The 26,279-nt window shown below is 42.9% G+C and carries 28 protein-coding genes; 8 read left to right on the top strand and 20 right to left on the bottom strand.

The features are described from left to right. Nucleotides 1–20: 20 nt before the first annotated feature. The 12 genes from atpG to mioC form a co-directional block, all read right to left on the bottom strand. A complete protein-coding gene (atpG, locus tag GFB48_RS12905) occupies nucleotides 21–881 on the bottom strand; it encodes a F0F1 ATP synthase subunit gamma (RefSeq protein ID WP_163936398.1) in 861 nt (286 codons plus the stop codon). 46 nt (nucleotides 882–927) lie between these two features. Further along, nucleotides 928–2,466, bottom strand: a complete 1,539-nt coding sequence (gene atpA / locus GFB48_RS12900; RefSeq protein WP_163936395.1) for a F0F1 ATP synthase subunit alpha — start codon at nucleotides 2,464–2,466, stop codon at nucleotides 928–930. A gap of 14 nt (nucleotides 2,467–2,480) precedes the next feature. Further along, the gene (gene atpH / locus GFB48_RS12895; protein ID WP_163936392.1) at nucleotides 2,481–3,014 is read right to left on the bottom strand and encodes a F0F1 ATP synthase subunit delta; all 534 of its coding nucleotides are present in this window, start codon (nucleotides 3,012–3,014) and stop codon (nucleotides 2,481–2,483) included. 13 nt (nucleotides 3,015–3,027) lie between these two features. Next, nucleotides 3,028–3,498, bottom strand: coding sequence for a F0F1 ATP synthase subunit B (gene atpF / locus GFB48_RS12890; protein ID WP_163936388.1), 471 nt, complete (start codon nucleotides 3,496–3,498; stop codon nucleotides 3,028–3,030). 35 nt (nucleotides 3,499–3,533) lie between these two features. Continuing rightward, complete coding sequence (gene atpE, locus GFB48_RS12885; protein WP_095499564.1) at nucleotides 3,534–3,785, bottom strand: F0F1 ATP synthase subunit C; 252 nt, start codon at nucleotides 3,783–3,785, stop codon at nucleotides 3,534–3,536. Between the two features lie 75 nt (nucleotides 3,786–3,860). Continuing rightward, nucleotides 3,861–4,655: a F0F1 ATP synthase subunit A gene (atpB, locus tag GFB48_RS12880; protein WP_163936385.1), complete on the bottom strand. Its 795-nt coding sequence runs from the start codon at nucleotides 4,653–4,655 to the stop codon at nucleotides 3,861–3,863. A 12-nt stretch (nucleotides 4,656–4,667) separates the two neighbouring features. Continuing rightward, nucleotides 4,668–5,051, bottom strand: coding sequence for an ATP synthase subunit I (locus GFB48_RS12875; protein ID WP_163936382.1), 384 nt, complete (start codon nucleotides 5,049–5,051; stop codon nucleotides 4,668–4,670). A gap of 215 nt (nucleotides 5,052–5,266) precedes the next feature. After that, nucleotides 5,267–6,145 (bottom strand): ParB/RepB/Spo0J family partition protein, encoded by an 879-nt coding sequence (locus GFB48_RS12870; RefSeq protein ID WP_163936379.1) that lies wholly within the window; start codon nucleotides 6,143–6,145, stop codon nucleotides 5,267–5,269. Between the two features lie 19 nt (nucleotides 6,146–6,164). After that, nucleotides 6,165–6,956, bottom strand: a complete 792-nt coding sequence (locus GFB48_RS12865; protein WP_163936376.1) for a ParA family protein — start codon at nucleotides 6,954–6,956, stop codon at nucleotides 6,165–6,167. Nucleotides 6,957–6,973: 17 nt separating this feature from the next. Continuing rightward, entirely contained in the window at nucleotides 6,974–7,588 is a 615-nt protein-coding gene (gene rsmG / locus GFB48_RS12860; RefSeq protein ID WP_163936374.1) for a 16S rRNA (guanine(527)-N(7))-methyltransferase RsmG, read from the bottom strand. Nucleotides 7,589–7,718: 130 nt separating this feature from the next. Next, a complete protein-coding gene (gene mnmG / locus GFB48_RS12855) occupies nucleotides 7,719–9,608 on the bottom strand; it encodes a tRNA uridine-5-carboxymethylaminomethyl(34) synthesis enzyme MnmG (RefSeq protein WP_163936371.1) in 1,890 nt (629 codons plus the stop codon). Nucleotides 9,609–10,039: 431 nt separating this feature from the next. Continuing rightward, the gene (gene mioC / locus GFB48_RS12850) at nucleotides 10,040–10,480 is read right to left on the bottom strand and encodes an FMN-binding protein MioC (RefSeq protein WP_163936368.1); all 441 of its coding nucleotides are present in this window, start codon (nucleotides 10,478–10,480) and stop codon (nucleotides 10,040–10,042) included. A 93-nt stretch (nucleotides 10,481–10,573) separates the two neighbouring features. On the opposite strand from mioC, the gene GFB48_RS12845 reads away from it, so the two are divergent. After that, nucleotides 10,574–11,122: a gamma carbonic anhydrase family protein gene (locus GFB48_RS12845; RefSeq protein WP_163936364.1), complete on the top strand. Its 549-nt coding sequence runs from the start codon at nucleotides 10,574–10,576 to the stop codon at nucleotides 11,120–11,122. Between the two features lie 39 nt (nucleotides 11,123–11,161). On the opposite strand, the gene GFB48_RS12840 is transcribed toward GFB48_RS12845, so the two are convergent. Beyond that, nucleotides 11,162–11,806, bottom strand: a complete 645-nt coding sequence (locus GFB48_RS12840) for a TorF family putative porin (RefSeq protein ID WP_163936362.1) — start codon at nucleotides 11,804–11,806, stop codon at nucleotides 11,162–11,164. Nucleotides 11,807–12,039: 233 nt separating this feature from the next. Here GFB48_RS12840 and GFB48_RS12835 point away from each other — a divergent pair, with 233 nt between their 5' ends. Together GFB48_RS12835 and GFB48_RS12830 are read left to right on the top strand one after the other, a co-directional pair. After that, the gene (locus tag GFB48_RS12835) at nucleotides 12,040–13,410 is read left to right on the top strand and encodes a sodium:alanine symporter family protein (RefSeq protein ID WP_163936358.1); all 1,371 of its coding nucleotides are present in this window, start codon (nucleotides 12,040–12,042) and stop codon (nucleotides 13,408–13,410) included. 35 nt (nucleotides 13,411–13,445) lie between these two features. Next, the gene (locus GFB48_RS12830) at nucleotides 13,446–13,925 is read left to right on the top strand and encodes a peptidylprolyl isomerase (RefSeq protein WP_163936355.1); all 480 of its coding nucleotides are present in this window, start codon (nucleotides 13,446–13,448) and stop codon (nucleotides 13,923–13,925) included. Between the two features lie 57 nt (nucleotides 13,926–13,982). On the opposite strand, the gene GFB48_RS12825 is transcribed toward GFB48_RS12830, so the two are convergent. After that, the gene (locus GFB48_RS12825; protein WP_163936353.1) at nucleotides 13,983–14,315 is read right to left on the bottom strand and encodes a DUF1294 domain-containing protein; all 333 of its coding nucleotides are present in this window, start codon (nucleotides 14,313–14,315) and stop codon (nucleotides 13,983–13,985) included. A gap of 53 nt (nucleotides 14,316–14,368) precedes the next feature. Here GFB48_RS12825 and GFB48_RS12820 point away from each other — a divergent pair, with 53 nt between their 5' ends. Continuing rightward, on the top strand, nucleotides 14,369–16,714 hold the full coding sequence (locus GFB48_RS12820) for a helicase-related protein (RefSeq protein ID WP_163936350.1): 2,346 nt from the start codon (nucleotides 14,369–14,371) through the stop codon (nucleotides 16,712–16,714). 385 nt (nucleotides 16,715–17,099) lie between these two features. Here GFB48_RS12820 and GFB48_RS12815 read toward each other — a convergent pair whose 3' ends face one another. Continuing rightward, complete coding sequence (locus tag GFB48_RS12815; protein ID WP_163936347.1) at nucleotides 17,100–17,768, bottom strand: hypothetical protein; 669 nt, start codon at nucleotides 17,766–17,768, stop codon at nucleotides 17,100–17,102. Between the two features lie 387 nt (nucleotides 17,769–18,155). On the opposite strand from GFB48_RS12815, the gene GFB48_RS12810 reads away from it, so the two are divergent. Beyond that, complete coding sequence (locus GFB48_RS12810) at nucleotides 18,156–18,761, top strand: hypothetical protein (protein WP_163936344.1); 606 nt, start codon at nucleotides 18,156–18,158, stop codon at nucleotides 18,759–18,761. A 125-nt stretch (nucleotides 18,762–18,886) separates the two neighbouring features. After that, the gene (locus tag GFB48_RS12805; RefSeq protein WP_163936342.1) at nucleotides 18,887–19,471 is read left to right on the top strand and encodes a hypothetical protein; all 585 of its coding nucleotides are present in this window, start codon (nucleotides 18,887–18,889) and stop codon (nucleotides 19,469–19,471) included. 74 nt (nucleotides 19,472–19,545) lie between these two features. Here the strand turns inward: GFB48_RS12805 and mnmE are convergent, their stop codons facing one another. From mnmE to rpmH, 5 genes are read right to left on the bottom strand one after another with little or no spacing between them, the layout of a single operon-like run. Beyond that, a complete protein-coding gene (gene mnmE / locus GFB48_RS12800; protein ID WP_163936339.1) occupies nucleotides 19,546–20,913 on the bottom strand; it encodes a tRNA uridine-5-carboxymethylaminomethyl(34) synthesis GTPase MnmE in 1,368 nt (455 codons plus the stop codon). A 60-nt stretch (nucleotides 20,914–20,973) separates the two neighbouring features. Continuing rightward, nucleotides 20,974–22,602, bottom strand: coding sequence for a membrane protein insertase YidC (yidC, locus tag GFB48_RS12795; RefSeq protein WP_163936336.1), 1,629 nt, complete (start codon nucleotides 22,600–22,602; stop codon nucleotides 20,974–20,976). Nucleotides 22,603–22,605: 3 nt separating this feature from the next. Continuing rightward, on the bottom strand, nucleotides 22,606–22,860 hold the full coding sequence (yidD, locus tag GFB48_RS12790) for a membrane protein insertion efficiency factor YidD (protein WP_163936333.1): 255 nt from the start codon (nucleotides 22,858–22,860) through the stop codon (nucleotides 22,606–22,608). Then, nucleotides 22,827–23,186: a ribonuclease P protein component gene (gene rnpA / locus GFB48_RS12785; RefSeq protein ID WP_205597736.1), complete on the bottom strand. Its 360-nt coding sequence runs from the start codon at nucleotides 23,184–23,186 to the stop codon at nucleotides 22,827–22,829. Before rnpA ends, yidD begins: the two co-directional genes overlap by 34 nt. 20 nt (nucleotides 23,187–23,206) lie before the next feature. Further along, the gene (gene rpmH / locus GFB48_RS12780; protein ID WP_163936330.1) at nucleotides 23,207–23,344 is read right to left on the bottom strand and encodes a 50S ribosomal protein L34; all 138 of its coding nucleotides are present in this window, start codon (nucleotides 23,342–23,344) and stop codon (nucleotides 23,207–23,209) included. 437 nt (nucleotides 23,345–23,781) lie between these two features. Here rpmH and dnaA point away from each other — a divergent pair, with 437 nt between their 5' ends. Beyond that, nucleotides 23,782–25,158 carry a chromosomal replication initiator protein DnaA gene (gene dnaA / locus GFB48_RS12775; protein ID WP_163936327.1) on the top strand — a complete coding sequence of 459 codons (1,377 nt, stop codon included), beginning with the start codon at nucleotides 23,782–23,784 and terminating at the stop codon, nucleotides 25,156–25,158. 23 nt (nucleotides 25,159–25,181) lie between these two features. Next, nucleotides 25,182–26,279, top strand: a complete 1,098-nt coding sequence (gene dnaN, locus GFB48_RS12770; protein ID WP_163936324.1) for a DNA polymerase III subunit beta — start codon at nucleotides 25,182–25,184, stop codon at nucleotides 26,277–26,279.

The following is a 26,279-nucleotide window of genomic DNA, read 5'->3' as shown; positions in this document are numbered from 1 at the left end:
AACCTTTATATGTTGCCAGCCTAAACTGCGGAGGCACCACTTACAATTTCCGACAGCTCTTGCGTAATCGCAGCCTGACGGGCTTTGTTATATACCAATTCTAAGTCTTTAATTAGCTCACCAGCGTTGTCGGTTGCAGCTTTCATCGCAACCATACGTGCTGCCATTTCACAGGCAACATTTTCTACAACACCTTGGTACACTTGAGACTCAACATAACGAACAAGAAGTTGCTCAAGCAGTACTTGAGGATCTGGTTCGTAAATGTAGTCCCAGTGATGGCTAAGCTCATCATCTTCTGACTTAGGCAGCGGTAGCAACTGTTCGATCGTTGGCTCTTGTGCCATAGAGTTAATAAACTTGTTATTAACTACGTATAGACGGTCCAAACGACCTTCATTAAACGCTTCTAACATCACTTTAACTGAACCGATAAGATCAGCTAAAGAGGGTGCGTCACCTAAACCACCTACGTGAGCTTTAACGTTACCGCCAAAGCTTTCAAAGAACATCGCCGCACGGTTACCAATTGAAGCAAATTCTACTTCAACACCTTGCGACTTCCAGTTCTGAACGTCTTTAACCACCTTTTTGAAAAGGTTCACGTTAAGACCACCACATAGGCCACGGTCAGTTGAAACAACAATGTAACCAACACGATTAACCTCACGGTCTACAAGATAAGGATGCTTGTATTCCAGTGAGCCGTTGGCTAAGTGACCAATCACCTTGCGAATATTGTCAGCATAAGGACGGCTAGCAGCCATACGCTCTTGCGCACGACGCATCTTAGATGCAGCAACCATTTCCATAGCAGACGTGATCTTACGAGTGTTTTGAACACTCCCGATCTTAGTTTTAATCTCTTTAGTGCCGGCCATCTCTACTCTCCATATAAGGATTGAGGTGTTACCACCTCAATCACTTCTACCAAGTTTGCGTTTCTACAAACTTATCTAGAGCAGCTTTTAGCTGAGCTTGAATATCGTCGTTATACGCGCCGGTATTCATAGTACTCATCAGCTCAGCTTGCTCGCTGTGCATGTATGAAAGCAGAGAGGCTTCGAAGCTAAGGATCTTGTTCAGTTCAACTGATTTCAAGTAACCTTTTTCTGCAGAAAAAATTACTGCAGCTTGCTCAGCTACACTCATAGGAGCGTACTGTGCTTGCTTCATCAGCTCAGTAACGCGCTCACCGTGCTCAAGCTGTGCACGAGTAGCATCATCTAGGTCAGAAGCGAACTGCGAGAATGCAGCAAGTTCACGGTACTGTGCTAGAGCGTTACGGATACCACCAGAAAGCTTCTTGATGATCTTAGTTTGCGCAGCACCACCAACACGAGATACCGAAATACCTGGGTTAACAGCAGGACGTAGGCCTGAGTTAAATAGGTTGGTCTCAAGGAAAATCTGACCATCAGTAATAGAAATTACGTTAGTTGGTACGAACGCCGAAACGTCACCCGCTTGGGTTTCAATAATTGGTAGAGCAGTTAAAGAACCAGTCTTACCTTTTACTTCGCCGTTAGTGAATTTCTCTACGTAGTTCTCGTTTACACGAGCCGCACGCTCTAGTAGGCGTGAGTGTAAGTAGAAAACATCACCTGGGAATGCTTCACGACCTGGTGGACGACGAAGCAGTAGTGAAATTTGACGGTAAGCAACAGCCTGCTTAGACAGGTCATCGTATACGATCAGTGCATCTTCACCGCGGTCACGGAAGTATTCACCCATAGTACAACCAGAGTATGGTGCTAGGTACTGAAGTGCAGCAGCGTCAGACGCAGTTGCTACAACAACAATAGTATTTTCTAGGGCACCGTGCTCTTCTAGCTTACGTACAACGTTAGCGATGGTAGAAGCTTTCTGACCAATTGCTACGTATACACACTTAATGCCAGAATCTTTCTGGTTAATGATCGCATCGATCGCCATCGCTGTTTTACCAGTCTGACGGTCACCAATGATCAGCTCACGCTGGCCACGGCCGATTGGAATCATTGAGTCAACAGACTTATAACCAGTTTGTACTGGTTGGTCTACAGACTTACGGTCAATTACGCCTGGTGCAATCACTTCGATTGGCGAGAAGCCATCGTTATCTAAAGCGCCTTTACCGTCGATTGGTTGACCTAGGGTGTTTACCACACGACCTAGTAGACCACGACCTACAGGTACTTCAAGAATACGACCAGTAGTTTTAACCTTCATGCCCTCAGCCAGATCGGCGTAAGGACCCATAACTACCGCACCTACAGAGTCGCGCTCTAGGTTAAGTGCGATAGCGTAGCGATTACCTGGCAGTTCAATCATCTCACCTTGCATAGCGTCAGCCATGCCGTGGATGCGGATAATGCCGTCGCTTACCCCAACGATAGTACCTTCGTTGCGAGCTTCACTAACAACATTAAACTGCTCAATTCGCTGTTTAATCAGATCGCTGATTTCTGTGGAATTCAGTTGCATGCTCTAATCCCCGTTTACGACTGCAGTGTATCAGCTAGGCGGTCAATCTTACCGCGAGCTGAGCCATCAATTACTAAATCATCTGCTTTAACGATGAAACCAGCAATTAAATCGGCGTTAACACTGCAATTCAGCTTAACTTTGCGTGATAGACGTTTTTCTAATGCGCCAGCAATACTTGCTTGCTGTGCTTCAGTTAGTGAGACTGCTGAAATTACTTCAGCTTCAATTTCTTGAGCCCACTCGTTACGAAGACCGGCATAAAGTGCCGCAACTTCAGGTAACACTGATAAACGTCCATTTTCAGCCATCACCTTAATAAGGTTTTGGCCTTGCTCGTTGACTTGCTCACCACAGACTTGATTGAAAATTTCAGCCAATTTATCTGCAGCTAAAGCACCATTTAGAAGTTCACTGATTGACTCATTTTGAGCAACCAGAGATGCGAACTCTAACATTTCCTGCCATTTTTCAACGGCTTGCGCTTCTACAGCAATATCAAAAGCTGCCTTTGCATAAGGACGAGCTACAGTACTCATTTCAGCCATGGCTTAGTCCTTATTAAATTTCAGAGACAAGTTTCTCAACAATGTCGTTCTGAGCAGCTTCGTCAATCGAGCGTTCTAAGATACGTTCAGCACCAGTAATAACTAGAGCGCCTACCTGCTTACGCAGTTCTTCTTTCACGCGGTTACGTTCAGCTTCAATTTCTGCTTGGCCTTGCGCGATAATTTTAGCGCGCTCAGCTTCAGCTTCCGCTTTAGCTTCTTCAACGACTTGAGCTTTACGCTTATTAGCTTGCTCAATAATGTCGCTGGCTTGTGCTTTTGCTTCTTTAAGCTTGTTGGTTGCTTCCTGTTGTGCAAGTTTTAAATCTTGCTCAGCACGGTCAGCATCCGCCAGACCATCAGCAATTTTCTTCTGGCGCTCTTCAATAGCAGCCATTAGAGGTGGCCATACATGCTTCATGCAGAACCAAACAAAAAGAATAAAAGCGATTGTCTGACCAATTAAGGTAGCGTTGATATTCACAACTGCCTCCTAGTTAGAGTTAAGACAGAGGCTTCTTATAGCATCGCACCTAGAGGGTTGGTGAACAGCATGTATAAAGCAATACCAACACCGATCATAGTTACGGCGTCAAGTAGACCCGCTACGATGAACATTTTAACTTGTAGCATTGGTGCCATCTCAGGTTGACGAGCAGCACCTTCTAGGAACTTACCACCTAGTAGACCAAAACCAATAGCAGTACCTAGTGCACCCATACCAATTAGAAGTGCAACAGCGATAGCCGTAAAACCTAGTACAGTTTCCATCAGAATCTCCAGTTTCTAACTTTATTGTTAGTAATTATGTTTAAAACAATTAAAAAAAAATGCTTCTAGCAATTCTTAGTGATCTTCATGTGCCATGCTGAGGTAAACAATCGTCAGCATCATGAAGATAAACGCCTGTAAAGTAACAACTAAAATATGGAAAATAGCCCAACCTAAGTGTAGGGTTACACCTAGAGAAGCAATCATCCAGTTGGCACTGTACATCAACGCAATAAGAATAAAGATCAACTCACCCGCGTACATGTTACCGAATAAACGCAGCGCCAATGAAATTGGCTTAGCGATTAAGGTAACCGACTCTAAGATGAAGTTAACAGGAATCATTGCCCAATGATTGAAAGGATTCAGGGTCAATTCCTTAGTAAAACCACCAATGCCCTTAACTTTAATGCTGTAATAAATAATCAGCGCGAACACACCTAAAGCTAAGCTTAGGGTAATGTTCAAGTCAGTGCTCGGCACTACTTTCAGATATGGGACACCTGCTGCCAACGCTAGCTCAGGAAGCCAGTCTACAGGAACAAGGTCCATAAGGTTCATTAAGAACACCCATACGAAAATAGTAAGAGCTAAAGGAGCAATTACTTTGTTTTTACCGTGGAAAGACTCTTTCACGCTTTGGTCAACAAACTCGACGATCATTTCGACAAAACATTGAAGTTTGCCAGGAACGCCGGTTGTCGCCTTCTTAGCTACTGAGCGGAATAAACCCAAAAACAGTACGCCAAGAGCAACCGAAAAGAACAATGAATCAATATGCCATGACCAGAACCCTTCACCAGCCGTTAGGTTGGTAAGGTGGTGCTGGATATAGCCCTGCGGTGTCAATGCTTCACCATTTGCAGCCATGATTCATCCCACTTACTTTTTCTTGAAAAAAACCGGTGCAATCCAATGCACAATTAGCGCCAGTGTGTAACATACGAACGTTGGCATAAAACCAACCTTGACGTTAGCAAACACCAACGAAAACAGCAGCACGGTTGTCACCAGCTTCAACGCTTCCCCTCGATAAAACGACTTAACCACTTTATCGGCTTTACTCGCCCCTGAATGGGCAAAAGCAAAGGTTGCGAAGACCAAATTTGGCAGCACCGCAATCATTCCACCTAAAAAAGAAGAAATCAAAGCGTCAACTCCCAAGCTTACGAAGAAAATGCTCGAACAAAGCAAAACAGATATAAATTGGAAGAATACCAACTGGTAAGCTGATTTTTTTCCTTTTAAAGCTAAAGCATTTCGCACGAGTATTCTCCGGACTCTGATAAAACTGCCCCCTATTGTACTTTTTACAGAAAATGAGAGCAGAGTCAAAGACAGCCGCAAGTATACCTTTTCAGGGTACTATTGCAACAGATACTACCCCTAAAAAGACGCTTATTTTGGTGAATTGTTCTACATCAAGGCTGTGAGTTAGGTCACACAGCCTAAAATAAGAATTTGAGAAGTATATTAGAGTGTTATGAGGAAATTTTGTTCAGGATACCATCTAAATGAATCAAATCATGATAATCGATTACCAGCTTACCTTTACCCTTGGCGGAATGCTTGATTGCGACACTGGTACCAAGTGTTTCAGCCAATTTAAGTTGAAGCTTTTCGACATCTGGATCGAGTGCCTGCGGCTCTGCTTTTTGTGGTGGGTTTTGAAGATTTTGAACCAGCTTCTCTGTTTCACGCACCGTTAAGTCTTTGGCAATCACCATTTGCGCAGCTTCTAATTGTTGTTGCTCATCAAGTGATAAAATTGCTCTACCATGGCCCATTTCAATATCGCCATGTTCCATCATTAACTTCACATCTTTACATAAGCCATTAAGCCTAAGTAAGTTACTCACTGTTGAACGAGACTTACCCACGGCCTCGGCGACTTGTTGGTGAGTCATACCAAACTCATCTAAAAGTCGTTGCAGCGCAACGGCTTCTTCGATGGCATTCAAGTCTTCACGTTGAATATTTTCGATCAAAGCAATCGCGATAGCCGCTTCATCATCCACATCTTTGATGATACAAGGCACGTCATGTAAGCCCGCTAATTGAGAGGCTCTCCAGCGACGCTCACCAGCAATAATTTCAAATTTACCATTGCTAATAGGGCGAATAACTAAAGGCTGCAACAGCCCCTGTTTTTTGATTGATTCAGCTAACTCTTCTAGAGGCTCACTGGCCATGTCACGACGGGGTTGATACTTGCCAGGTACAAGGCTTTCAATTGGCTTAATGGCTAAGCCTGATTGATTACCTGTTGATTGATGATTTGATTCTGTTGATGCAGCAACCTGACTGTTACTAAAAAGGGCGTCTAATCCTTTTCCTAACCCTCTTTTTTGTGGTGACATAGTTTTCTCTCTTACTATCCTAAGCGGTTTCTAATTGTTTTTTTTGTTGCTCGCTGCGGCGAATTATTTCACCTGCTAATGCTAAATAGGCTTTGGCACCTGAACTTGTTTTGTCGTAATACATTGCCGGCGCTCCAAAACTGGGGGCTTCAGCTAAGCGCACATTTCTTGGTATCACGGTACGATATACTTTATCGCCAAAGTGCTGCTTTAATTGGTCTGAAACATCATTAGCTAAACGGTTTCGAGGATCGAACATGGTTCTGAGGATCCCTTCAATTTTTAGATCTGGATTAACCACTGAAGCCAGTTTACTGATGGTATCGACCAATGCCGTAATACCTTCTAACGCATAATATTCACATTGCATTGGTACAATGATCGAGTCAGCGGCAGACATGGCATTAATGGTTAATAGATTAAGCGAAGGAGGGCAATCGATAAAGATATAATCATAGTAATCACGAACTGGCGCTAAACCATTACGCAGACGAACTTCCCTAGCGAACACTTCCATCAATTTAATTTCAGCGGCTGTGACATCACTATTGGCAGCGATTAAATCGTACTTACCAACAGTATCTTTGATTATCACTTCTTCTGCTGGGCGCTCATCAACTAGGAAATCATATACGGTATGTTCAACATCGTACTTATCGACGCCGCTCCCCATGGTAGCATTACCTTGAGGATCAAGATCGATAAGAAGTACTTTTCGCTTAGTGGCAGCAAGTGAAGCAGCTAAGTTGACACTTGTGGTGGTTTTTCCTACACCGCCTTTTTGGTTTGCAACCGCAATAACTTTTCCCAAAACCGTTTCCTAACTATCTATTTTATTTTTACCACATGCCTAGGCTCATTAAGCTCAGGAACAGTGAGTTCTATGATTTGCTGAACAGCAAATTGCTGAGGTATTTGCTCAAGTTCAGATTGTTCAATATTTGCTTTTAAGGCGACAAATTGACCTGTTTCCTTAGGCAAATGATGACACCATTGCAACATATCAGACATAGATGCGAAAGCCCGACTTAATACCCCATCAAAACCAACTTCGTCATGATAATCTTCAACTCTTGAGTTTACACTTTCAATGTTTTGTAAACCAAGTTCAAATTTTACCTGTTTTTGGAAACGGGTACGCTTACCCAGGCTATCGAGTAACACAAACTCTTTATCTGGGTTAATAATTGCCAAAGGGATCCCAGGTAAACCTGGGCCAGTGCCAACATCAATGAATCGATGTCCTTGTAAATGCGGAGAAACACAAATGCTGTCCATGACATGGCGAACTAGCATTTGTTTTGGATCCCTAATAGAGGTTAAGTTATAGGCCTTATTCCATTTATGCAAGAGCTCGACAAAAGCAATTAACTTTTGCTGCTGCTCATTTGTCACGATTAAGTCAGTTTGTTTAAGCAAGTCACTCAAATATTGTTGTAGCACTTTAGCCACCTGATCACTGCACAAAAGGATATTATGACCCCACAATTGGGGGATGAAAAGGTTTATTAAACCAAAAGAGCCTGCATTTTACTGCAAGCTCTTCAATTTATGAGTTAAACAACATTGTTTTTTAACTCACTTTTTTTAATAAGCCGCGCTTCTTCAAGTGGACCAATAATACCGAAACAGCCGCAGGAGTGATACCTGAAATTCTTGATGCTTGGCCGATATTTTCTGGTTTATGCTCATTAAGTTTGGCAATAACTTCATTTGATAAGCCAGGTACTTCAGCATAATCAAGATCCAGTGGTAAACCGGTAGTTTCGTTTTTAATGGCTTTTTCAATTTCATCTTTTTGTCGTTGAATATAGCCAGCATATTTGATTTGTATTTCAACTTGCTCAGCAGCTTTTTCATCGCTAATGGCTGGACCAAAACCATCAATAGACATCAACTTTTGATAATCTAAATCTGGTCGACGGAGTAATTCCTCAAAAGTCGCTTCACGATTGATCGGTGTTTTTAGGTGTGGGTTTAATACCGCAACCGATTCGTGATTTGGATGAATCCGCTGAGAACGTAAGCGTTGTAGCTCTTGTTCAATGGCTTCTTGTTTTTCATTAAACTTTTGCCAGCGGTGATCATCCACCAAGCCTAACTCACGGCCTTCCGCAGTTAAACGTAAATCAGCATTGTCTTCGCGTAATAGCAGACGGTATTCGGCACGGCTGGTAAACATTCGGTATGGTTCTTTGGTACCTAACGTTGATAAGTCATCAACCAGCACACCAAGGTAGGCTTGATCACGACGTGGAGACCAAGCTTCTTTTTCCTGAACTTGTAAGGCCGCGTTTAAGCCAGCTAACAACCCTTGTGCAGCCGCTTCTTCATAGCCGGTGGTACCGTTGATTTGACCCGCAAAAAATAAACCATCAATCACTTTGGTTTCTAGTGATGATTTAAGATCGCGAGGATCAAAATAATCGTACTCAATGGCATAACCAGGGCGGATGATCTCAGCGTTTTCAAAACCTTTGATCGAGCGTACTAGGTTAATTTGTACATCAAAAGGTAAGCTCGTAGAAATACCATTAGGGTATATCTCATTAGTATTCAAACCTTCTGGTTCAACGAAAATTTGGTGTGATGTTTTATCAGCAAAACGCATGATTTTGTCTTCAATAGAAGGACAGTAGCGAGGGCCAATACCTTCAATAACCCCTGAATACATAGGACTACGATCTAATCCACCACGAATGATCTCATGGGTTTGCTCGTTTGTATGGGTGATATAACAAGGGATCTGCTGAGGATGTTGTTCCCGGTTACCAATAAATGAGAATACCGGAGTAACATCATCACCATGTTGTACTTGCATCACATCAAAGTTAATGGTGTTGCGATCTAGTCTTGCTGGAGTGCCTGTTTTTAAACGGCCAACACGCAAAGGTAATTCACGTAAACGGTCGGCTAATGCTATTGATGGCGGATCACCAGCACGGCCACCCTTGTAGTTTTCCATACCGATATGGATCTGACCACCTAGGAAAGTACCGGCGGTTAATACCACAGTCTTAGCGGCAAAGGCTAAATTCATCTGAGTTACAACACCAACAACTTTATTGTTTTCAACAACTAAGTCTTCTACTGCCTGTTGGAAAATACGCAAATTAGGCTGGGCTTGCAGAATATTTTGAATCGCTTGCTTGTATAAAGCACGATCAGCTTGAGCACGGGTCGCTCTAACGGCTGGTCCTTTCGATGAATTTAAGGTCCTAAATTGAATACCGCCATGATCAATAGCGGTAGCCATGGCACCGCCTAAAGCGTCAATTTCTTTTACCAAATGACCTTTACCAATTCCCCCAATAGCGGGGTTACAAGACATTTGACCTAGAGTATCAACATTATGAGTCAATAATAATGTTTTACAATTCATTCGTGCAGCGGCAAGCGCAGCTTCTGTACCAGCATGGCCACCACCAATAATGATGACATCAAAAGACTCGTGAAAATGCATCGATTAAACCCGTTATTAAAAAAGAGCGGTATTCTAACACTAGTTTAGTAGCAGTTACATTACGCAGATCGAATAAATCGAATTTTGCAAAGTAAAGTGATCAAAGAGATCAATTAATAAGATCATATGATCTTTATATATATTCTTTATATTTGTTACTATTAAGGATCTGGATAACTCTTGTTATGGGTGTTTTTACCTTATTTATCATTGGTTTAAGTTGACTTTAAAGCTGTGATCAAGCATTACAAAGATATGGATCTTCTTGGGGGTAAGTCGCGATCTTATACACAGGGGCAGATCTTGTTGGATCCCGTTTTAGATCTATCCCTAGGTAGATCCAAGCTTGATCATAAGTTATCCCCAGAGTTATAAAATTACCGATACTTATGTGGGTAAATATCGGTAATCTGTTAATAACTTATTTTTTATCAAGATTTAAAAGAGTCTATGTGATTGCCAAGCCATTGTAGAGCTTGATCTTCTACGATGAGATCTGCACTCATATCTAATTCGATCTTATTCACAATAGGTTTTGCACAGGCTTGTATAAGTTGATCTTCGAGGGTTTTTCCTGCTTCGCAAAAAGTATCATAATTTTTGTCGCCGATAGCGCAAATGGCGAATTTCACATCAGATAGCTTGTCTTCTAAGCATTGCAATTGCTGATAAAAGGGGCGAATGTTCTCTGGTAGCTCTCCAGCACCATGAGTAGAACAAACTAACAACCACTGACATTGCTTATTCAAGTTATCCAAGTTGGGATCGAAATGAAGTCGATTCGGGATCTGATTTTCTTCAAGTAACGCTGCAAGCTCTTCAGCTATGAATTCGGCATTGCCTAATGTGCTGCCAATAATGATTTCTACCATTTTTAATTTTGCCTTTTGACTTTCATCGATGAGATTTTTTAACAAGCTTATTATACTGACTTTTCAATAATTAACTTCATTAAGGGAAGAAGCATGGGCTTAGTTAATCATTCTATTCGTGCTTATCAAGGCAATAAGCCAAACATAGCGCCAGAGGTTTATGTTGATCCACAGGCTTGCGTGATAGGTAATGTTACTTTAAATAAGGATAGCTCGGTGTGGCCAATGGCGGTGATCCGTGGTGATGTTAATGAAGTTATCATTGGTGAGAGAACATCTGTACAGGATGGCTGCGTACTGCATGTTACCCACCGAAGTGACTTTAATAGTGATGGTTTCGCTTTAACGATAGGTAATGATGTCACTATAGGACATAAAGCCTGTCTACATGGATGTACCCTAGAAAGTGAAATCTTAGTTGGTATGGGGGCGATTATACTTGATGGTGCTTATATTGAGTCTCAAGTAGTGATAGGAGCTGGCAGTGTCGTTCCTCCTGGTAAGCGTTTGCAAAGTGGGTTTTTATATCTTGGTAACCCTATAAGGCAAGTTCGTTGTTTGAATGAACAAGAGTTATCATTTTTTAAGTATGCTGCAGCGAAATACGTTAAAACCAAAAACGATTATCTTCAACACAATTAAAAAGGCAGCAAATGCTGCCTTTTATCTATTATTTTACAATTAAAAAGCGACAGCATAGCCAACAACAACTTGGGCATCGTCATAGTCTACGGCACTACTTTTTGAAACTAATAAACTGATATCACCTTGATCCGTTGAACGGGTCAAACTTGCGTTGATATCAGTATCTTCATCAGTGTCGCTACCTAACCACTTACCGGCATGTAGGCCTAAAGTTAAGCTTTGTGTTAGTTCAAATTCTGCATTTGCCTCTAAATAAGAAACGTTATTAGCATCCCAGTCAGACTGAATTTGCTTAGAATAAGTCATGCTGATGAAATCATATCCAGCGCTTAGGTAAAGCTCTGTAGCGTTACTGTCTTCACCATCTGGAAAGGCATAGTAAATAACACCTAAATCATAGTTAAACCCACTAACTTCACCAGCATAACCACCGTAGAAGTCAAGTTCATAACTTGTGCCGTCACCAAAATCTACATTTGATGCCCAAGATCCAACATAAACGCCCGAATCACTTTCAAAATCAATTCCACCTTGAACTGCAGCAGCGCCATTAGTTTGAGTAAGACCACGCCATAGGTAATTTGATACTACGCCTGCATTTAGGCTGACTTCCGCCATCACAGGAGTGGCTAATAAAGAACCTGCAGTAATTACTAATGCTGCTAATTTAGTTTTTTTCATTGTGCTTTCCTCGCAAAATAATAATTAAAAAGTTACTGCTGATTACATTGCGAGTTGCATGCCACTTATTTTTATTGTTGTTTATCAGTTGTTTATGCTTTAAATGCTAACTTTGGTGCATTTTGTATGCACCATATATGAACCTGTTGCCCATATTTTGTGCAGCAAGGTGTTAGATAAAATACTGATAATTAGGTAGTTTATGTATCAAGTTTCCAAAATTAAGAAGTGTTATGTCTTTCCAAGAAATTACAGCCAGTTTTGCTGATCTTGCATGGGGACACCATATGTTGGTGTTGTTAGTTGGTGGGGGCCTGTTCTTCACCATTTTTTCTGGTTTCGCGCCTTTTCGTTATATGCGCCATGCCATTGATATTGTTCGTGGCAAATACGACGATAAAAAGGCTGAAGGGCAAATATCCCATGCTGGGGCATTGGCTAGTGCCATGGCAGGTACAGTGGGCTTGGGTAATATCGGCTCGGTCGCGGTGGCGATTATGGTAGGTGGCCCTGGGGCGATATTTTGGATGTGGGTTAGCGCCATATTAGGGATGGCGACTAAGTTTTTCACCGGTACCTTGGCGATCATGTACCGTGAGAAGGATGAAAACGGCACCCCCCAAGGTGGGCCTATGTATATCATTACCCAAGGTTTAGGCAGTAAGTGGAAGCCGCTGGCCATTTTGTTTTGTATTGCGGGTATGGTTGGCAATCTACCATTATTTAATACCAACCAAATTGTGCAAATTATCCGTGAGTATTTAATCGTGAAACCTGGCTTTGTAGCGGCAGGTGAATCTACCTTTGCGGTAGACCTAACTTTGGGCTTCTTTATCTGTACCTTAGTGGGCATCGTTATTTTAGGCGGTATTAAGCGAATTGCTAATGTTGCGGTTAAAGTGGTGCCAACCATGGTGGCGATATATGTTAGCTGTGCGGCATACGTTCTTATCACCCATGCTGATCAAATTCCCTATTATTTTGGTTTAATTGTTACTCAAGCGTTTGCTGCAGATTCTGTCGCTGGTGGCGTGCTAGGTGCCATGTTAATTGGTATTCGCCGAGCTGCTTTTTCGAATGAAGCGGGTATTGGTACTGAGGTGATGGCTCATGGTAGTGCCAAGACTAATGAACCTGTGCGTGAAGGGTTAGTGGCGATGTTAGGGCCATTTATTGACACCATTATTGTTTGTACCGCAACAGCGATGATTATTTTGATCTCTGGGGTGTGGCAAGTTAGTGATGCTGAAGGGGTAGTGCTATCAGCCAAAGCGTTTGAGCAGACTATTCCTGGAGTGGGCCCGTACATCTTAATTGTGTGTGTGTTTTTCTTTGGCATTAGTACCGTGTTTACCCAAGCATTTTATGGCAGCCAGTGTTTTGCCTTTTTGTTTGGTCGCAGCAAAGTGCGTTACTACCTGTATGTGTATATTGGCATTATCCTGTTTGCAGCGACGGCATCGGTCAGTGAAATAGTAAATATTGTTGATGGCTTTTATGCGCTGATGGCGATTCCGACCATGACTTGTGCACTCTTGCTCGCACCTAAGGTGAAAGCTGCCGCGAAAGACTACTTTGGTCGCTTAAATCGTGGTGAAATGTAGTACAATAAGCGCATTACTTGTGTACGAGAACAATTATGCAAATTACTGAAAAAGACGTAGTAGTCATGCACTACAGCGTAGCTACCGAAGGTACTCAATTAGACAGTACTTTCCACGATAAGCCATTAACGGTGATGATGAACTCTGGTTATCTAGTACCAGGTTTAGATAAAGCTTTAATGGGCAAAGAGGCCGGTGAAAAATTTACGGTTGATATCGATTGCAGTGATGCCTACGGTGAAAGAAACCAAGAGCTAATGCAAGCGGTGCCGATTTCTATGTTTGATGGCATGGAAGTAAAAGCAGGTATGCAGTTCCGCGCGGATACCGATCACGGTGAGCAATCGGTGATGATCCTTGATGTTAGCGACGACGAAGTGATCGTTGATGGCAATCATCCGCTAGCTGGCATGGACTTAACCTTCACTATTGAAGTGCTAGAAGTGCGTGCTGCCACTGCTGAAGAGTTAGTGCATGGTCATGCCCATGAAGATGGCAAGTGTTCCCATCACTAGTTTTTAACGGCACAGAAAAAGCAGCCATTTGGCTGCTTTTTTATTGGGGTATGTAATTTAAAGGTATCTTGGAATCGCATAAATAGCCGCAGCAGATACAATGCTCAGTACCAACCAAGGCCAGAAGAAGGCGTGTTTATTATGTTTGTGGTTGAACACAATAAAACTTAATGCCATTGCTCCCCAGCCACCAGCTAAAGTTGCAATAAAAAATAGCCACTCTGGCAGCCGCGACCACCTTTGAACAGCACAAAACTTGTCGATTGCGACTATCGATACAGCAGCAATAGAGCTGATGTAGCATACCTCAAGTAGCCATTTAGGGGTCCAAATATAATACCAAGCTGCTACGGCTGATATTGCAATTAATAAGCTAAGTAATTTTTTCATAATGATAAGTTGCCGTTACAATAGGGTTTTAATAAAGGTAAATGTTTTAATTTATGACTCTGCCAAGCCTTCCGATAGATCCTTTAAAATCGAAAGTTATCGCCAATATTGCTAACCATCATTTAGTGGTGGCGGCAGATACAGGCTCGGGTAAATCAACGCGTTTACCCTTGTGGTTGGCAGCAGCAGGCTATCGAGTTTTAATTGTCGAGCCTAGACGTATAGCGGCGACCGCTTTGGCCAATTATTTGAGCCAATCCAGCGCGTTTGCTGTTAATTACGCCATCCGCTTTGAAAATCATGTGACTGCCAATACTCAGCTGGCCTTTGTGACCCCTGGGGTTGCCCTTAGTTGGTTGGCAGATAATAACCTACAAGATTTCGATGTGGTGATGATTGATGAATTTCATGAGCGCCGCTGGGATACCGATTTATTACTGGCCATTCTTAAGCAAAAGCAAAGTCATAAACTGCTGCTGACTTCTGCCACCATTAATGCCCAAGCCTTAACCCGCTATATCGATGGCCAATACTTATTTAGTGAGGGCAAGCGCTTTAGTGTTGAGCTAAAACACTTAGCCAAAGACGATTTACAACTGCCAAGCAATCATAACCTAGAGCAAAGGGTGGCGACTGCCGTAGACCAAGCCTTAGCTGAAACCCAAGGCGATGTTTTGGTATTTCTACCCGGTAAAAAAGAACTGGCTAGCTGTCAGCAGGCCTGCCAGCATTTTGGGATTAGCAGCTTTCCCCTTCATGGTGGCATTGAATCTGATATCCAGCAGCAAATCCTGAGCCCAGCCAATGAGCGTCGAATCATTTTTGCCACTAACGTGGCAGAAACCTCTTTAACCATTGAAGGGGTAACGGCGGTGGTGGATAGTGGTTTAGAGCGCAGAACCATACAACGTAATGGCCGCAATGTGTTGTCACTGGAACGTATTTCCATGGCCAGTGCCAAGCAACGCCTAGGTCGAGCGGGTAGGGTGCAGGCAGGTGTGTGTTACCGATTATGGGGCCAAGCGGCTCCACTGGATGCCCATACAGACAGTGAATTAATGCGCCAAGAACTCCTAGAGCCCATGTTAGCCGCCGCCAATAATGGCTTTGAACTGGCTAGTTTAGAGTTTCTTGATAGCCTCAAGCCGAAAACCCTAGAAATTGCTAAACAGGCATTACTGTCATTAAGCGCTATTGATAGCCAAGGCCAGATCACCGAACACGGCAAACGCCTAGGGCCACTGCCGATCGATGCCATATTTGCCCATTTACTGAGTTCCATGCCGGACTTGGATTGCACCCAGTTAATGATCGATTGTATTGCAGTAATGTCGACCCCCGGGCGTTTATATCAATTGCCGAATGATCCCTACGATATTGATCAGCTGCAGCAGTGGCAACACTTTGATTGTGATGCCTATACCCAAATTAAACTGCTGCGTGAAGGGGCGCCAGATTGCTTAAAAGTGAATCACGAAGTGCTAAGGGAAGCCCGCACATTTGCTAAGCAGCTTAGGTTAGCGCTCGATATTCCTCTCTTAAGTAAACAGTTAAGCAAAGACAGCAGCAAGCTGCTGACTAATACCCAATTGCGCGAACGTTGGATATTGGCACTTTTAAAGGCTCATCCGCAAATGGCTTTTGTACGCCGTGAAAAACGCCAACAAGCGCTGGCCAATGGCATCCAAGAAGTACAAATCGGTCGAGATAGCCGCTTTGAAATTGCTAAAGAAACGCACCCTAGCGCCATCGTACTAAATATTCATTCCGTTCCTGGGCGTGGGGTAAAGCAAACCCTAAACTTAGCCACAGTTTTGATACCCGTGTCCCTGCAATTGCTTTGCAAAGCAGAACTGGGGCAAGAACAACTCAATGCCGATGGTAAGTTAGAGCGCATCTATGCCGGACGAGTGATTGGGGTGCGTCAAGCGCAGCTCAATAGCCAGCATACTGGGCAATTAGTGTTGCAACAAATCCTCTCTGGTGAGCGTTATGCCGGTCTCGCTGAGCAATTGCAGCAAGACATAGCATCCTATAACCTGTGGTTAAAGGTGACGGGCGAGCAGGGTACGGCCACCAGCTTAGAAGCCCATTTAAGTCATACCATTAGTGAACTTGGTATTGAAACCATGGATGATCTTGAGCTCGTAGAAGCCGATGACTTTGCCTTTGCGGGCATACCTGACTGGCAAAAGTCCGAGTTTATGGAAACTTACCCATTGGCGCTGACGTTGGCAGAGCTTAAGCTAACAGTCGAATACTTTCCTGCTGCTAAGCGCGTGGTGGTGCATTATGCCTCTGGTACCCGCAAAGCTGGGCCTAAGCGTTGGGAGTTACCAAGATTCAACGGTTGGCGGGTTCAATATAGGAAGGCGAGTAAGCTGGTGGATGTAAAGTAGTTGTCCTGCGGACGGCTGTGGGATTTCTTTCAAGTTAGGCTCTGCTGTTCGAGCTGGGAGTCGCGGTGGCGACGGCACGTCAGGGGAAAACAACAGCTTTTTCCCCCGACACCCCCTGAGCCGCCCCTTACTTTGCTTAACCAGAATTTTTCATTCGTCATTACGCAGACGGTCTGACTCGGCGTCCTGCCTCGAACAGACCTTGCTAGACATCCTGTCTAGTACAGCTATTCCTCAATCAAATTCTTCGCAAAGTCAGAGGGGAATTTGAGCATCAGGACGTAATTCGTATTGGTGACATTTTATTTAAAACTCATTTCAAGCAGTTCATCAATTTAATAGAATTAAGGATAAAGTGAGGGGAGGGAGTTGGGTGAAAGAAATGCTATGGCTCTATTGATAACTCAAGTTCTTTGAGTTGTTCATTCATAATAGGAATATTTGAAATTGATCTATTAACATCAATACTACTTTTGATATGTATTTGGTTAGGGGTGTAGCTGATAATAATTAATGCTAAGTTTTGATATTTAGCATCATTTTCAGCAATGTTAGCATCAATTTGAGAGCAAAAATTACAGAAATAATCATGTGATTTTTGCACTTCTTTTTGTATTGGAATTAATTCACTTTGTGGTCGCCATTTTATATTGGTGGGATCACGCAACACAGATATAGCTTGATACTGATAGAGTTTATTTTCTAGGTCTTTTAATGCGCTTTTGGCTTTCCATATTAATTCTATATTTTTGTTGTAAATGATCTGCTTTTTCCAAGTATTTAGTGATAGTAAAGCGATAATAGCGAGTGAAAAACCCGATAATCCGCTCATAAAAGCCCCTATGCTAGATAGGCTTTCCATTATTCTTTGGTATTCAGAAGAACTCGAGATAATCAGTGTAACGAGCCCTAATAGCCCTAATAGGATACAAATAGCGTTGAAGGTAAGAGCAGTTGCTTTTTTTATAAGAGTGGAGTTATTTATAGGGAGCTCGATATTTTTAACTTTCAGCAGATATTTACTCAAAGTACCAGTTAATAAGTACTCATTCAACTTTACAAACTTTGATAGTGGTAGCATTTACCCTTCTGTCTGCGCTTAATTTGATTGAGTTAATAGAGGGATTGGGCATGGATGCCCAAGAAGGTCAGTTTGAGCCATGGATGGCGAATCTGACCGTACTCGTACATTAACGAATGAAAATTAAGGTCACGCAGACTGCGGGGGCTGCGGAGGGGTTCCAAGGGGAGGGCGCAGCCCGGTCTCCCCTTGGGTGCTGTCGCCACCGCGACTCCCTAGCTATAAAAGCAAAACAAGGTTTAAATTACAGCTTCAAATCTATACCAACGATTCCACAAAAATATTTAACATTGATTTCAATGGGATATGCCTGTTAATTTATCCTTAATGAGGATCATCAAAGAAAAATAGGGATATTCTGTGGGTAAAGGGCGTTCTTTTTTGGCGGCGGATAGGCTTAATCTTCTTATCGCGTTATGTGCCATTTTAATCTCTTTGGCATCGTTTTATGCCACTTATATGCAGGCCAGTGCGGCTGAAAAACAGGTTAAGGCGATGACTTTCCCGTTAATGGGGTTCACTCATAGTAACTATGATGAGGCTGCTAAAAAGCCTGCTATTGCTTTTACTATTAAAAATTCGGGCTCTGGACCAGCGATTATCCATAGTGCAAAGTTAATTTATGATGGTAAGCCCTACAATGAAGTAGGTAACTTTATGGTGGCTTGCTGTAATGCAGAATATAAAGCCTACCAGTCACTTTTCGATAAGTTTAATTCAACGACGATTTCTATTGAAGAAGGGGCAACCCTGACGTCTGTGATTAATAATATTGTGTTGCCTGCTCAGCAAGATAGAGTCTTTTTTAAATTATACGATCATCAAAATAGCCATGATTTATGGCTAAAAGTGAACAACGAACGTTGGAAACTGGATGTCGAGTTTTGCTATTGCACCCTATTAGATGACTGCTTCACCTCTAAAGGTGGCGGCATTGCTAACCCAGTCAAATCTTGCAAAGCATAACTAGCTGATATTGAATTAAATAATCCATGATTTAAAGGTTTTTCAGGTGCTATTTTTCCTGTATCTTGTGTGGGTTAGAGTTACTGATTCTAGCCATTGTAATTATATAGAGGTAGGAAATTTAAATGGAATTTATACAGAAAAAAGGTTCTTTTAAGCATACATTTCAATTGAAAGATAATTACTTTAATTTTGCTTATGCAGATAAATCGGGGTCAGGGGATATAGATCATAACTATGCTGACTTTCCTCAGAAACACTCGGTTCAAATTGAACAGAATGATTGGTTAAGAAACGTTGGCTACCTTTGGATTGTTATTGGAATCATCCAGTTTGGACTTGCATATAGTGAAGGCCTTTCTTTAGTTGGCAAAGGTTTTTGGTTTTATATTGGCTTAGGTTGTGTGGCTTGGTCTGCTTTCACAAAAGTTAAGTTTTCAGTGTTTTCTAATGAAAGAGGTAATATCTTCATTATCCAAGACAGTCAGCATGACAACATTATTAATGAACTTAATAAGCGTCGTAAAACTCAGTTGCTGCAATGGTATGGAGAGGTAAATCTTGAGAATGAACTCCAACAGGAAATAAATAAGTTTAATTGGTTAGCCGATCAAAATATTCTTTCTAGGAATGAAGCAGATACTAAAATCGCCCAGGCTGAACTTATGTTCAAGTCAGAAGATTCGGTCGTTCCTGAAAGACTAAATTAATAAAAAAGCCGAACATAACGTTCGGCTTATTTCGTCTCTCGAAGCGAAGCGCTCTCGCACCTCGACTCTCGTATCTACTTACCAATACAAAAACTCGAGAAGATCCTTCCTAGCAAATCATCGGCACTAAATTCACCAGTGATTTCACTTAGGCTTTGTTGGGCGCTGCGCAGTTCTTCGGCTAGCAGTTCGCCTGCTTGAAAGACTTCTAGCTGCTCTTTACCAATCTCTAAGTGTTGCTCGGCGGTTTCAATCGCTTCAATATGGCGACGACGGGCACTGAAGCTGCCTTCGGTGGAACCTTGGTAGCCCATGCAGTCTTTTAGATGCCCGGTCAGTGCATCAAGGCCAAGTTTGGTTTTAGCCGACAGTGGGTAAACCGGGTGGCCGTGGTCTTCACTGGTTTTAATGCTTTCGCCGGTCATGTCCGCTTTGTTGCGAATGACGGTTAAGCCCATGTCCTTAGGGAGACGTGCCATAAAGTCAGGCCAGATTTTGGCTGGATCTAACTCTTCGGTGGTGGTGCCATCAACCACAAATAATACCCGGTCGGCTTGTTCAATTTCTTCCCAGGCGCGTTCAATACCAATTTGCTCAACGGCATCGGTGGCTTCACGCAGACCTGCGGTATCAATAATATGTAGTGGCATACCATCAATATGAATGTGTTCACGCAGCACGTCACGGGTAGTACCAGCAATGTCGGTCACAATCGCCGATTCTTTACCTGCTAGGGCATTGAGCAGGGACGATTTACCGGCATTAGGACGACCCGCAATCACCACTTTCATGCCTTCACGAATAATCGCCCCTTGGCTGGCTGAACGTTTAACTGCCGCTAAGTCATCAATGATTTGGTAGAGATCGCCAGCAATTTTACCGTCCGATAAAAAATCGACTTCTTCATCGGGAAAATCAATCGCTGCTTCCACATAAATGCGTAGGCGGGTTAGTTGTTCAACTAAGTGGTGAACACGGTTAGAGAACTCACCCTGTAAGCTGTTTAAGGCGTTTTTCGCCGCCTGTTCGCTGGTGGCATCAATTAAGTCAGCAATGGCTTCCGCTTGGGCTAAATCCAGCTTATCGTTTAAGAAGGCACGCTCAGAAAACTCACCTGGGCGGGCTTGGCGAACCTTGTTTACCTTAACCGCCGCGCGCAGCAGCATGTCCATAACGATTTGACCGCCGTGGCCTTGTAGCTCAAGGACATCTTCACCGGTAAATGAGTTTGGGCCTTCAAAGTACAGCGCAATACCTTGATCAATCACCATGTTGTCGCTGTCTTTAAATGGCAGGTATTCCGCCATACGGGTTTTAGGCACTTTACCTAGAATAGCCTCGGCAACAGTTTTGGCATCAGGGCCAGAAACTCGAACAATCCCTACGCCACCTTTACCTGTGGCCGTTGCTTGGGCGACGATAGTGTCATTGCTTAATTGCATTTAGTTTCTCTCTAATAAAAAAGGCGACCTAGGGCCGCCTTTTAGCCGAATGGCTATACTTTACTTAAGACCTTGCTTATCTAGGGCTTTGTAAATGTACATTTGCTGGGCGATAGCAACTAAGTTACCTACTAACCAGTATAGAACCAGACCGGCAGGGAACCATAGGAAGAAGATAGTAAATACCACAGGCATGTACTGCATCATCTTCTGTTGCATAGGATCCATGTTAGCAGGCATTGGTTGCATCTTCTGCATTAGGAACATAGAAGCACCCATTAGTAGAGGTAGTACGTAGTATGGATCTTGTACTGAAAGGTCTGTGATCCATAACATAAACGGTGCGTGACGCAATTCTACGCTTTCTAGAAGTACCCAGTATAGAGCAATGAAGATTGGCATCTGTAGTAGGATAGGTAGACAGCCACCCATAGGGTTAACTTTCTCTTTCTTGTACAGTTCCATCATGGCTTGGCCTAACTTCTGGCGGTCGTCCGCGTAGCGGTCTTGCAGTTGTTTCAGCTTAGGTTGTAGCTGACGCATTTTCGCCATAGAAGTGTATTGTGCTTTCGTTAGCGGGTATAGCGCACCACGTACCGCTAGGGTAACCATAATAATTGCCGCACCCCAGTTAACTACTAATCCTTGGAATAACATCAGTAGCCAGTGAATTGGTTCTGCTAACCACCATAGGAAACCATAATCTACAACAAGGTTTAGGCTTTCAGAAATGTCTGATAGCTGGTCTTGATACTTAGGGCCAACGTATAGATCAGCTTCAATGTTTTGGGTGCTGTTTGGTGCAACGTTAATTAGCGCACCACGGTAGCCAATATTAGCTAGACCGCCCGCATTAATGCGAGAAAACAGTAAATTTTGATCGCTTGCAGGTGGCACCCATGCAGACACAAAGTAGTGTTGCAGCATTGCTACCCAGCCACCAATAGTGCGCTTGTCTAAGTCTTCTTCACCCATGTCTGCAAAGTCATACTTTTCATAGTTAACATCTGCAGTTGAGTAAGCCCCACCACGGTAAACAGGCATCATCATCGAGCCTTCACCTTGGGTAATAGACTGTTTTAGCTGACCGTACATCTGCATCTGAAGAGGGGCAGCGGTGGTGTTTTCAATTTGGTAACCCACTTTGATTTGGCCTTTGCCACGGCTAAAGATGAAGTACTTTTGGTAATTCACGCCGTTATCAGCCACTAGGGTAAGGGTTACTTTCAGTTGGTCTTGGTCTTCGGCGAGTTCGTAGCTGGTTTGCTCTGAGCTGAATGCCGCACGACCTGCAGTCGTATCGATACCGTCTTTACCAATCAGGCCTGACTGAGCAATATAGGTAAAGTTGTTACCTTGCTCTAGCAAAACAAATGGAGCTTGCTCACCTTGTACCGCTTGGTGTTGCAGTAAAGAGGCTGCAACAATGTCACCACCAACAGGGTTTATTTTTAGGTCAAACTGGTCAGTTTTAACAGAAATCAGTTCTGCAGAGTTAACCGTTGCTTGAGCGATGCTGGTTTCTGCCATTGGTACATCGCTATTTATAGCGGTGTTAGCAGTAGTGGTCGTTGATTGCGTTTGCGGTGCTGTTACTGGCTGTGGGTTCTGTTCTTCTTGCCATGCTTGGAACAAAAAGAATGAAACTAACAGCAAGCCAATCAATAATATATTGCGTTGTGATTCCATAAGTTATTTTTCATGCCTATTGGTTTTTTCTGGGACAGGATCATTGCCACCAGGATTCATAGGATTGCATTTTAATATGCGTTTAATAGATAGCCAACTGCCTTTTGCAAATCCGTAGATTTTTATTGCTTCAATAGCGTAGCTAGAACAAGTTGGATGAAACCTGCAACGTGGTCCTAATAATGGACTAATACCCAGTTGGTAGCCTCGAATAATAGCGAAGCTTAGCCGTTGTAGCGGCGAGTAAGTTTTCGCCATAGCTTTTCTACCATTTTATGAAGCGCTGGATTATCGAGATCTTGTATGCCTTTTTTACCAATGGCGACAATATCGACAGCAGGAAGCTGATGTTGATGCAGGCGGTAACTTTCACGAATAATGCGTTTCAAACGATTCCGTTTACAAGCAAGCTTTACATTTTTTTTGGATATGGTTAATCCTAAGCGTGGATGCTCAAGTTTATTGGGAACAGCAAGTAAAGTGAGCTCAGGGGTGGATGCTCGAACGGGATTCGAAAAGACATTTTGAAAGTTTTTGGGAGTTAACAGACGTAACTCCCTAGGGAAGGTGTATGAATTATTCACCTTTATTACCAACCAGCTGATTAAACAGCTAGGCTAGCACGACCCTTTGCGCGACGGCGAGCGATAACTGCGCGACCGTTTTTAGTAGCCATGCGAGCACGGAAGCCGTGAGTGCGCTTGCGCTTCAGGTTTGTAGGTTGAAAAGTACGTTTACTCATTGTCTTGGCAATCCGTCTTTAGTAGTTAATGTTTACAGCACAATTAATTGAGCCAGCGTAAAAAGAGGCGAAATTGTAATGATTTTAACCATCAGCGTCAACCATTGTATGTCACAGATATTGAAGTAATGATTGTTTTTTTACAATTAACCCAAAAATCCTCATTTTATTGTGGATAACTTTGTGGAGAGACACAATATATAGTGTTTCTTTAGGTACAAAGATCCTAAGGGGCGGCGATTATAGATCAGAACCGATCCATTTATAAGCCTTAATATAAGTAAATTACTACATATATAGTGATAAATTAAAGATTATGATCAAGATCAGATCTTTGTTCGATCCTAATTGTGTATAAAGTTGAAAATACTCTAGCACTTATCCACTGCAAGGGATAGAATAAACAAATCGTTTGGGAATAACTTTAGGAAATAATTGTGTCTGACGCGCTCTGGCTGCAATGTGGTAAATGGCTACAGGATGAAATGCCTGCCCAGCAATACAATATGTGGATACGTCCCCTGCAAGCCGAGCACAGTGGTGACACTTTGGTCTTGTATGCACCGAATCGCTTCGTACTGGATTGGGTTACAGATAAGTACCTTAATAGTATCAATCAGTTCCTGCAAGAGCAGCTAGGTGACAATGCACCTAAACTGCGTTTTGATATCGGATCTAAGCCGGTGGCAAAGCCTGAAAGTCCTGCTGTTGAATCGAAAACAAAGCCTAAAGCAAGCGCATCGAATTTAACTAGATCGGAAACGAAACCTGAAACTAACCTAGTTCCTAACCATCGCAGCAATATCAACCCTAATTATCAGTTTGATAACTTTGTTGAAGGTAAATCAAACCAATTAGGCCGGGCTGCCGCTATGCAAGTAGCTGAAAACCCAGGTGGTGCCTACAACCCATTATTCTTATACGGTGGGACTGGTCTTGGTAAAACTCACCTTTTGCATGCTGTGGGTAATGGCATTATGGCGGGTAAGAAAAACGCCAAGGTGGTTTATATGCATTCTGAGCGCTTTGTGCAAGATATGGTTAAGGCGCTGCAAAACAACGCGATTGAAGAATTTAAGCGCTTTTATCGTAGTGTGGATGCATTACTGATCGATGACATTCAGTTTTTTGCTAATAAAGACCGATCCCAGGAAGAATTCTTCCACACCTTTAACGCCCTTTTGGAAGGCAACCACCAGATCATTCTTACCTCTGATCGTTACCCGAAAGAAATTGATGGCGTAGAAGACCGTCTTAAGTCTCGCTTTGGGTGGGGCTTAACGGTCGCGATTGAGCCTCCAGAGCTTGAAACTCGAGTTGCCATTTTAATGCGCAAGGCCGAAGAGAGTGGTATTCACTTACCTGACGAAGTGGCCTTCTTTATTGCTAAACGGTTACGTTCTAACGTACGTGAGCTTGAAGGTGCATTAAACCGTGTCATGGCTAACGCCAACTTTACCGGTCGTCCTATTACCATTGACTTTGTGCGTGAAGCACTAAGAGATCTCTTGTCATTACAAGAAAAACTGGTAACTATAGACAATATTCAGAAAACCGTTGCAGAATATTACAAAATAAAACTGGCTGATATACTTTCTAAACGTCGTTCTCGTTCGGTCGCTCGTCCGCGCCAGGTGGCAATGGCATTAGCAAAAGAACTGACTAACCACAGCTTACCAGAAATCGGTGATGCTTTTGGTGGGCGTGACCATACTACGGTGCTGCACGCATGTCGTAAGATTGAACAGTTAAAAGAAGAAAGCCACGATATTAAAGAAGATTATGCGAATTTAATTCGTACTTTATCGTCATAAACGTTTAAGGGAACTTGGATAATATGAAATTTACCATAGATAGGGATTCACTATTAAAACCTATACAGTTGGTATCTGGCGCAGTTGAGCGTCGTCATAATTTACCTATTTTGGCAAACATCCTGGTTCAGGTAACTGAGCAGCAATTACGCCTAACAGGCACCGATTTAGAAGTAGAACTTGTAGGTCAAATTCCTCTAGAAGGAAATGTAGTTGTTGGTAGTACTACAGTTCCCGCGAAAAAGTTTTTAGATATTGTCCGTTCTTTGCCTGAGGCACCTATTAATATCGAATTGGCTGGTGACCGATTATTGCTCATCTCTGGCCGATCTCGATTCTCGCTTTCTACATTACCCGCCAGCGATTATCCCAATATTGATGAGTGGCAGCCGGATATTGAGCTTACTCTGACTCAAGGAACGCTTAAGTCATTAATTGAAGCAACTCAATTCTCGATGGCTAACCAAGATGTTCGTTATTATCTTAATGGTTTGTTGTTTGAAACCGATGGTAACGTGTTGCGAACTGTTGCGACTGATGGTCATCGTCTAGCATTAAGTTATCGAAATATCGAACATTCACTCCCTAAAAAGCAAATGATTGTGCCACGTAAAGGCGTGGTTGAGTTATCGCGCTTATTAGATAACCCTGAAGCAACGATTGCGATTGCTATCGGCCAAAATTCCATTCGCGCCGCAACTAACGACTCGACCTTAACCTCTAAATTGGTGGATGGGCGCTTCCCGGATTACGAGCGAGTACTGCCAAAAGGCGGTGATAAAGTGGTAGTAGCCGACCGCGAATGGCTGCGCCAATGCTTGTTACGGGCCTCTATTTTATGTAATGAAAAGTTCCGTGGCGTACAGCTTAATGTGACTAATGGCCAAATGAAAATTACAGCCAATAATCCAGAGCAAGAAGAAGCGGTAGAAATAATTGATATCGACTATCAGGGCGATGACATAGAAATCGGGTTTAACGTGTCTTATCTATTAGATGTGATGAATGGCTTAACCTGTAAAGATGTGCGTCTAACTCTGAAAGATGGTGGTTCCAGTGTGCTTATTGAAAACTGTGATTTTCAGGATTCCATGTACGTTGTCATGCCGATGCGCATTTAG

The organism is Paraferrimonas sp. SM1919 (assembly GCF_010993985.1).
In the GTDB taxonomy this organism is placed as follows: Bacteria; Pseudomonadota; Gammaproteobacteria; order Enterobacterales; family Shewanellaceae; genus SM1919.
This window is presented reverse-complemented; position numbering and strand designations above follow the sequence as displayed.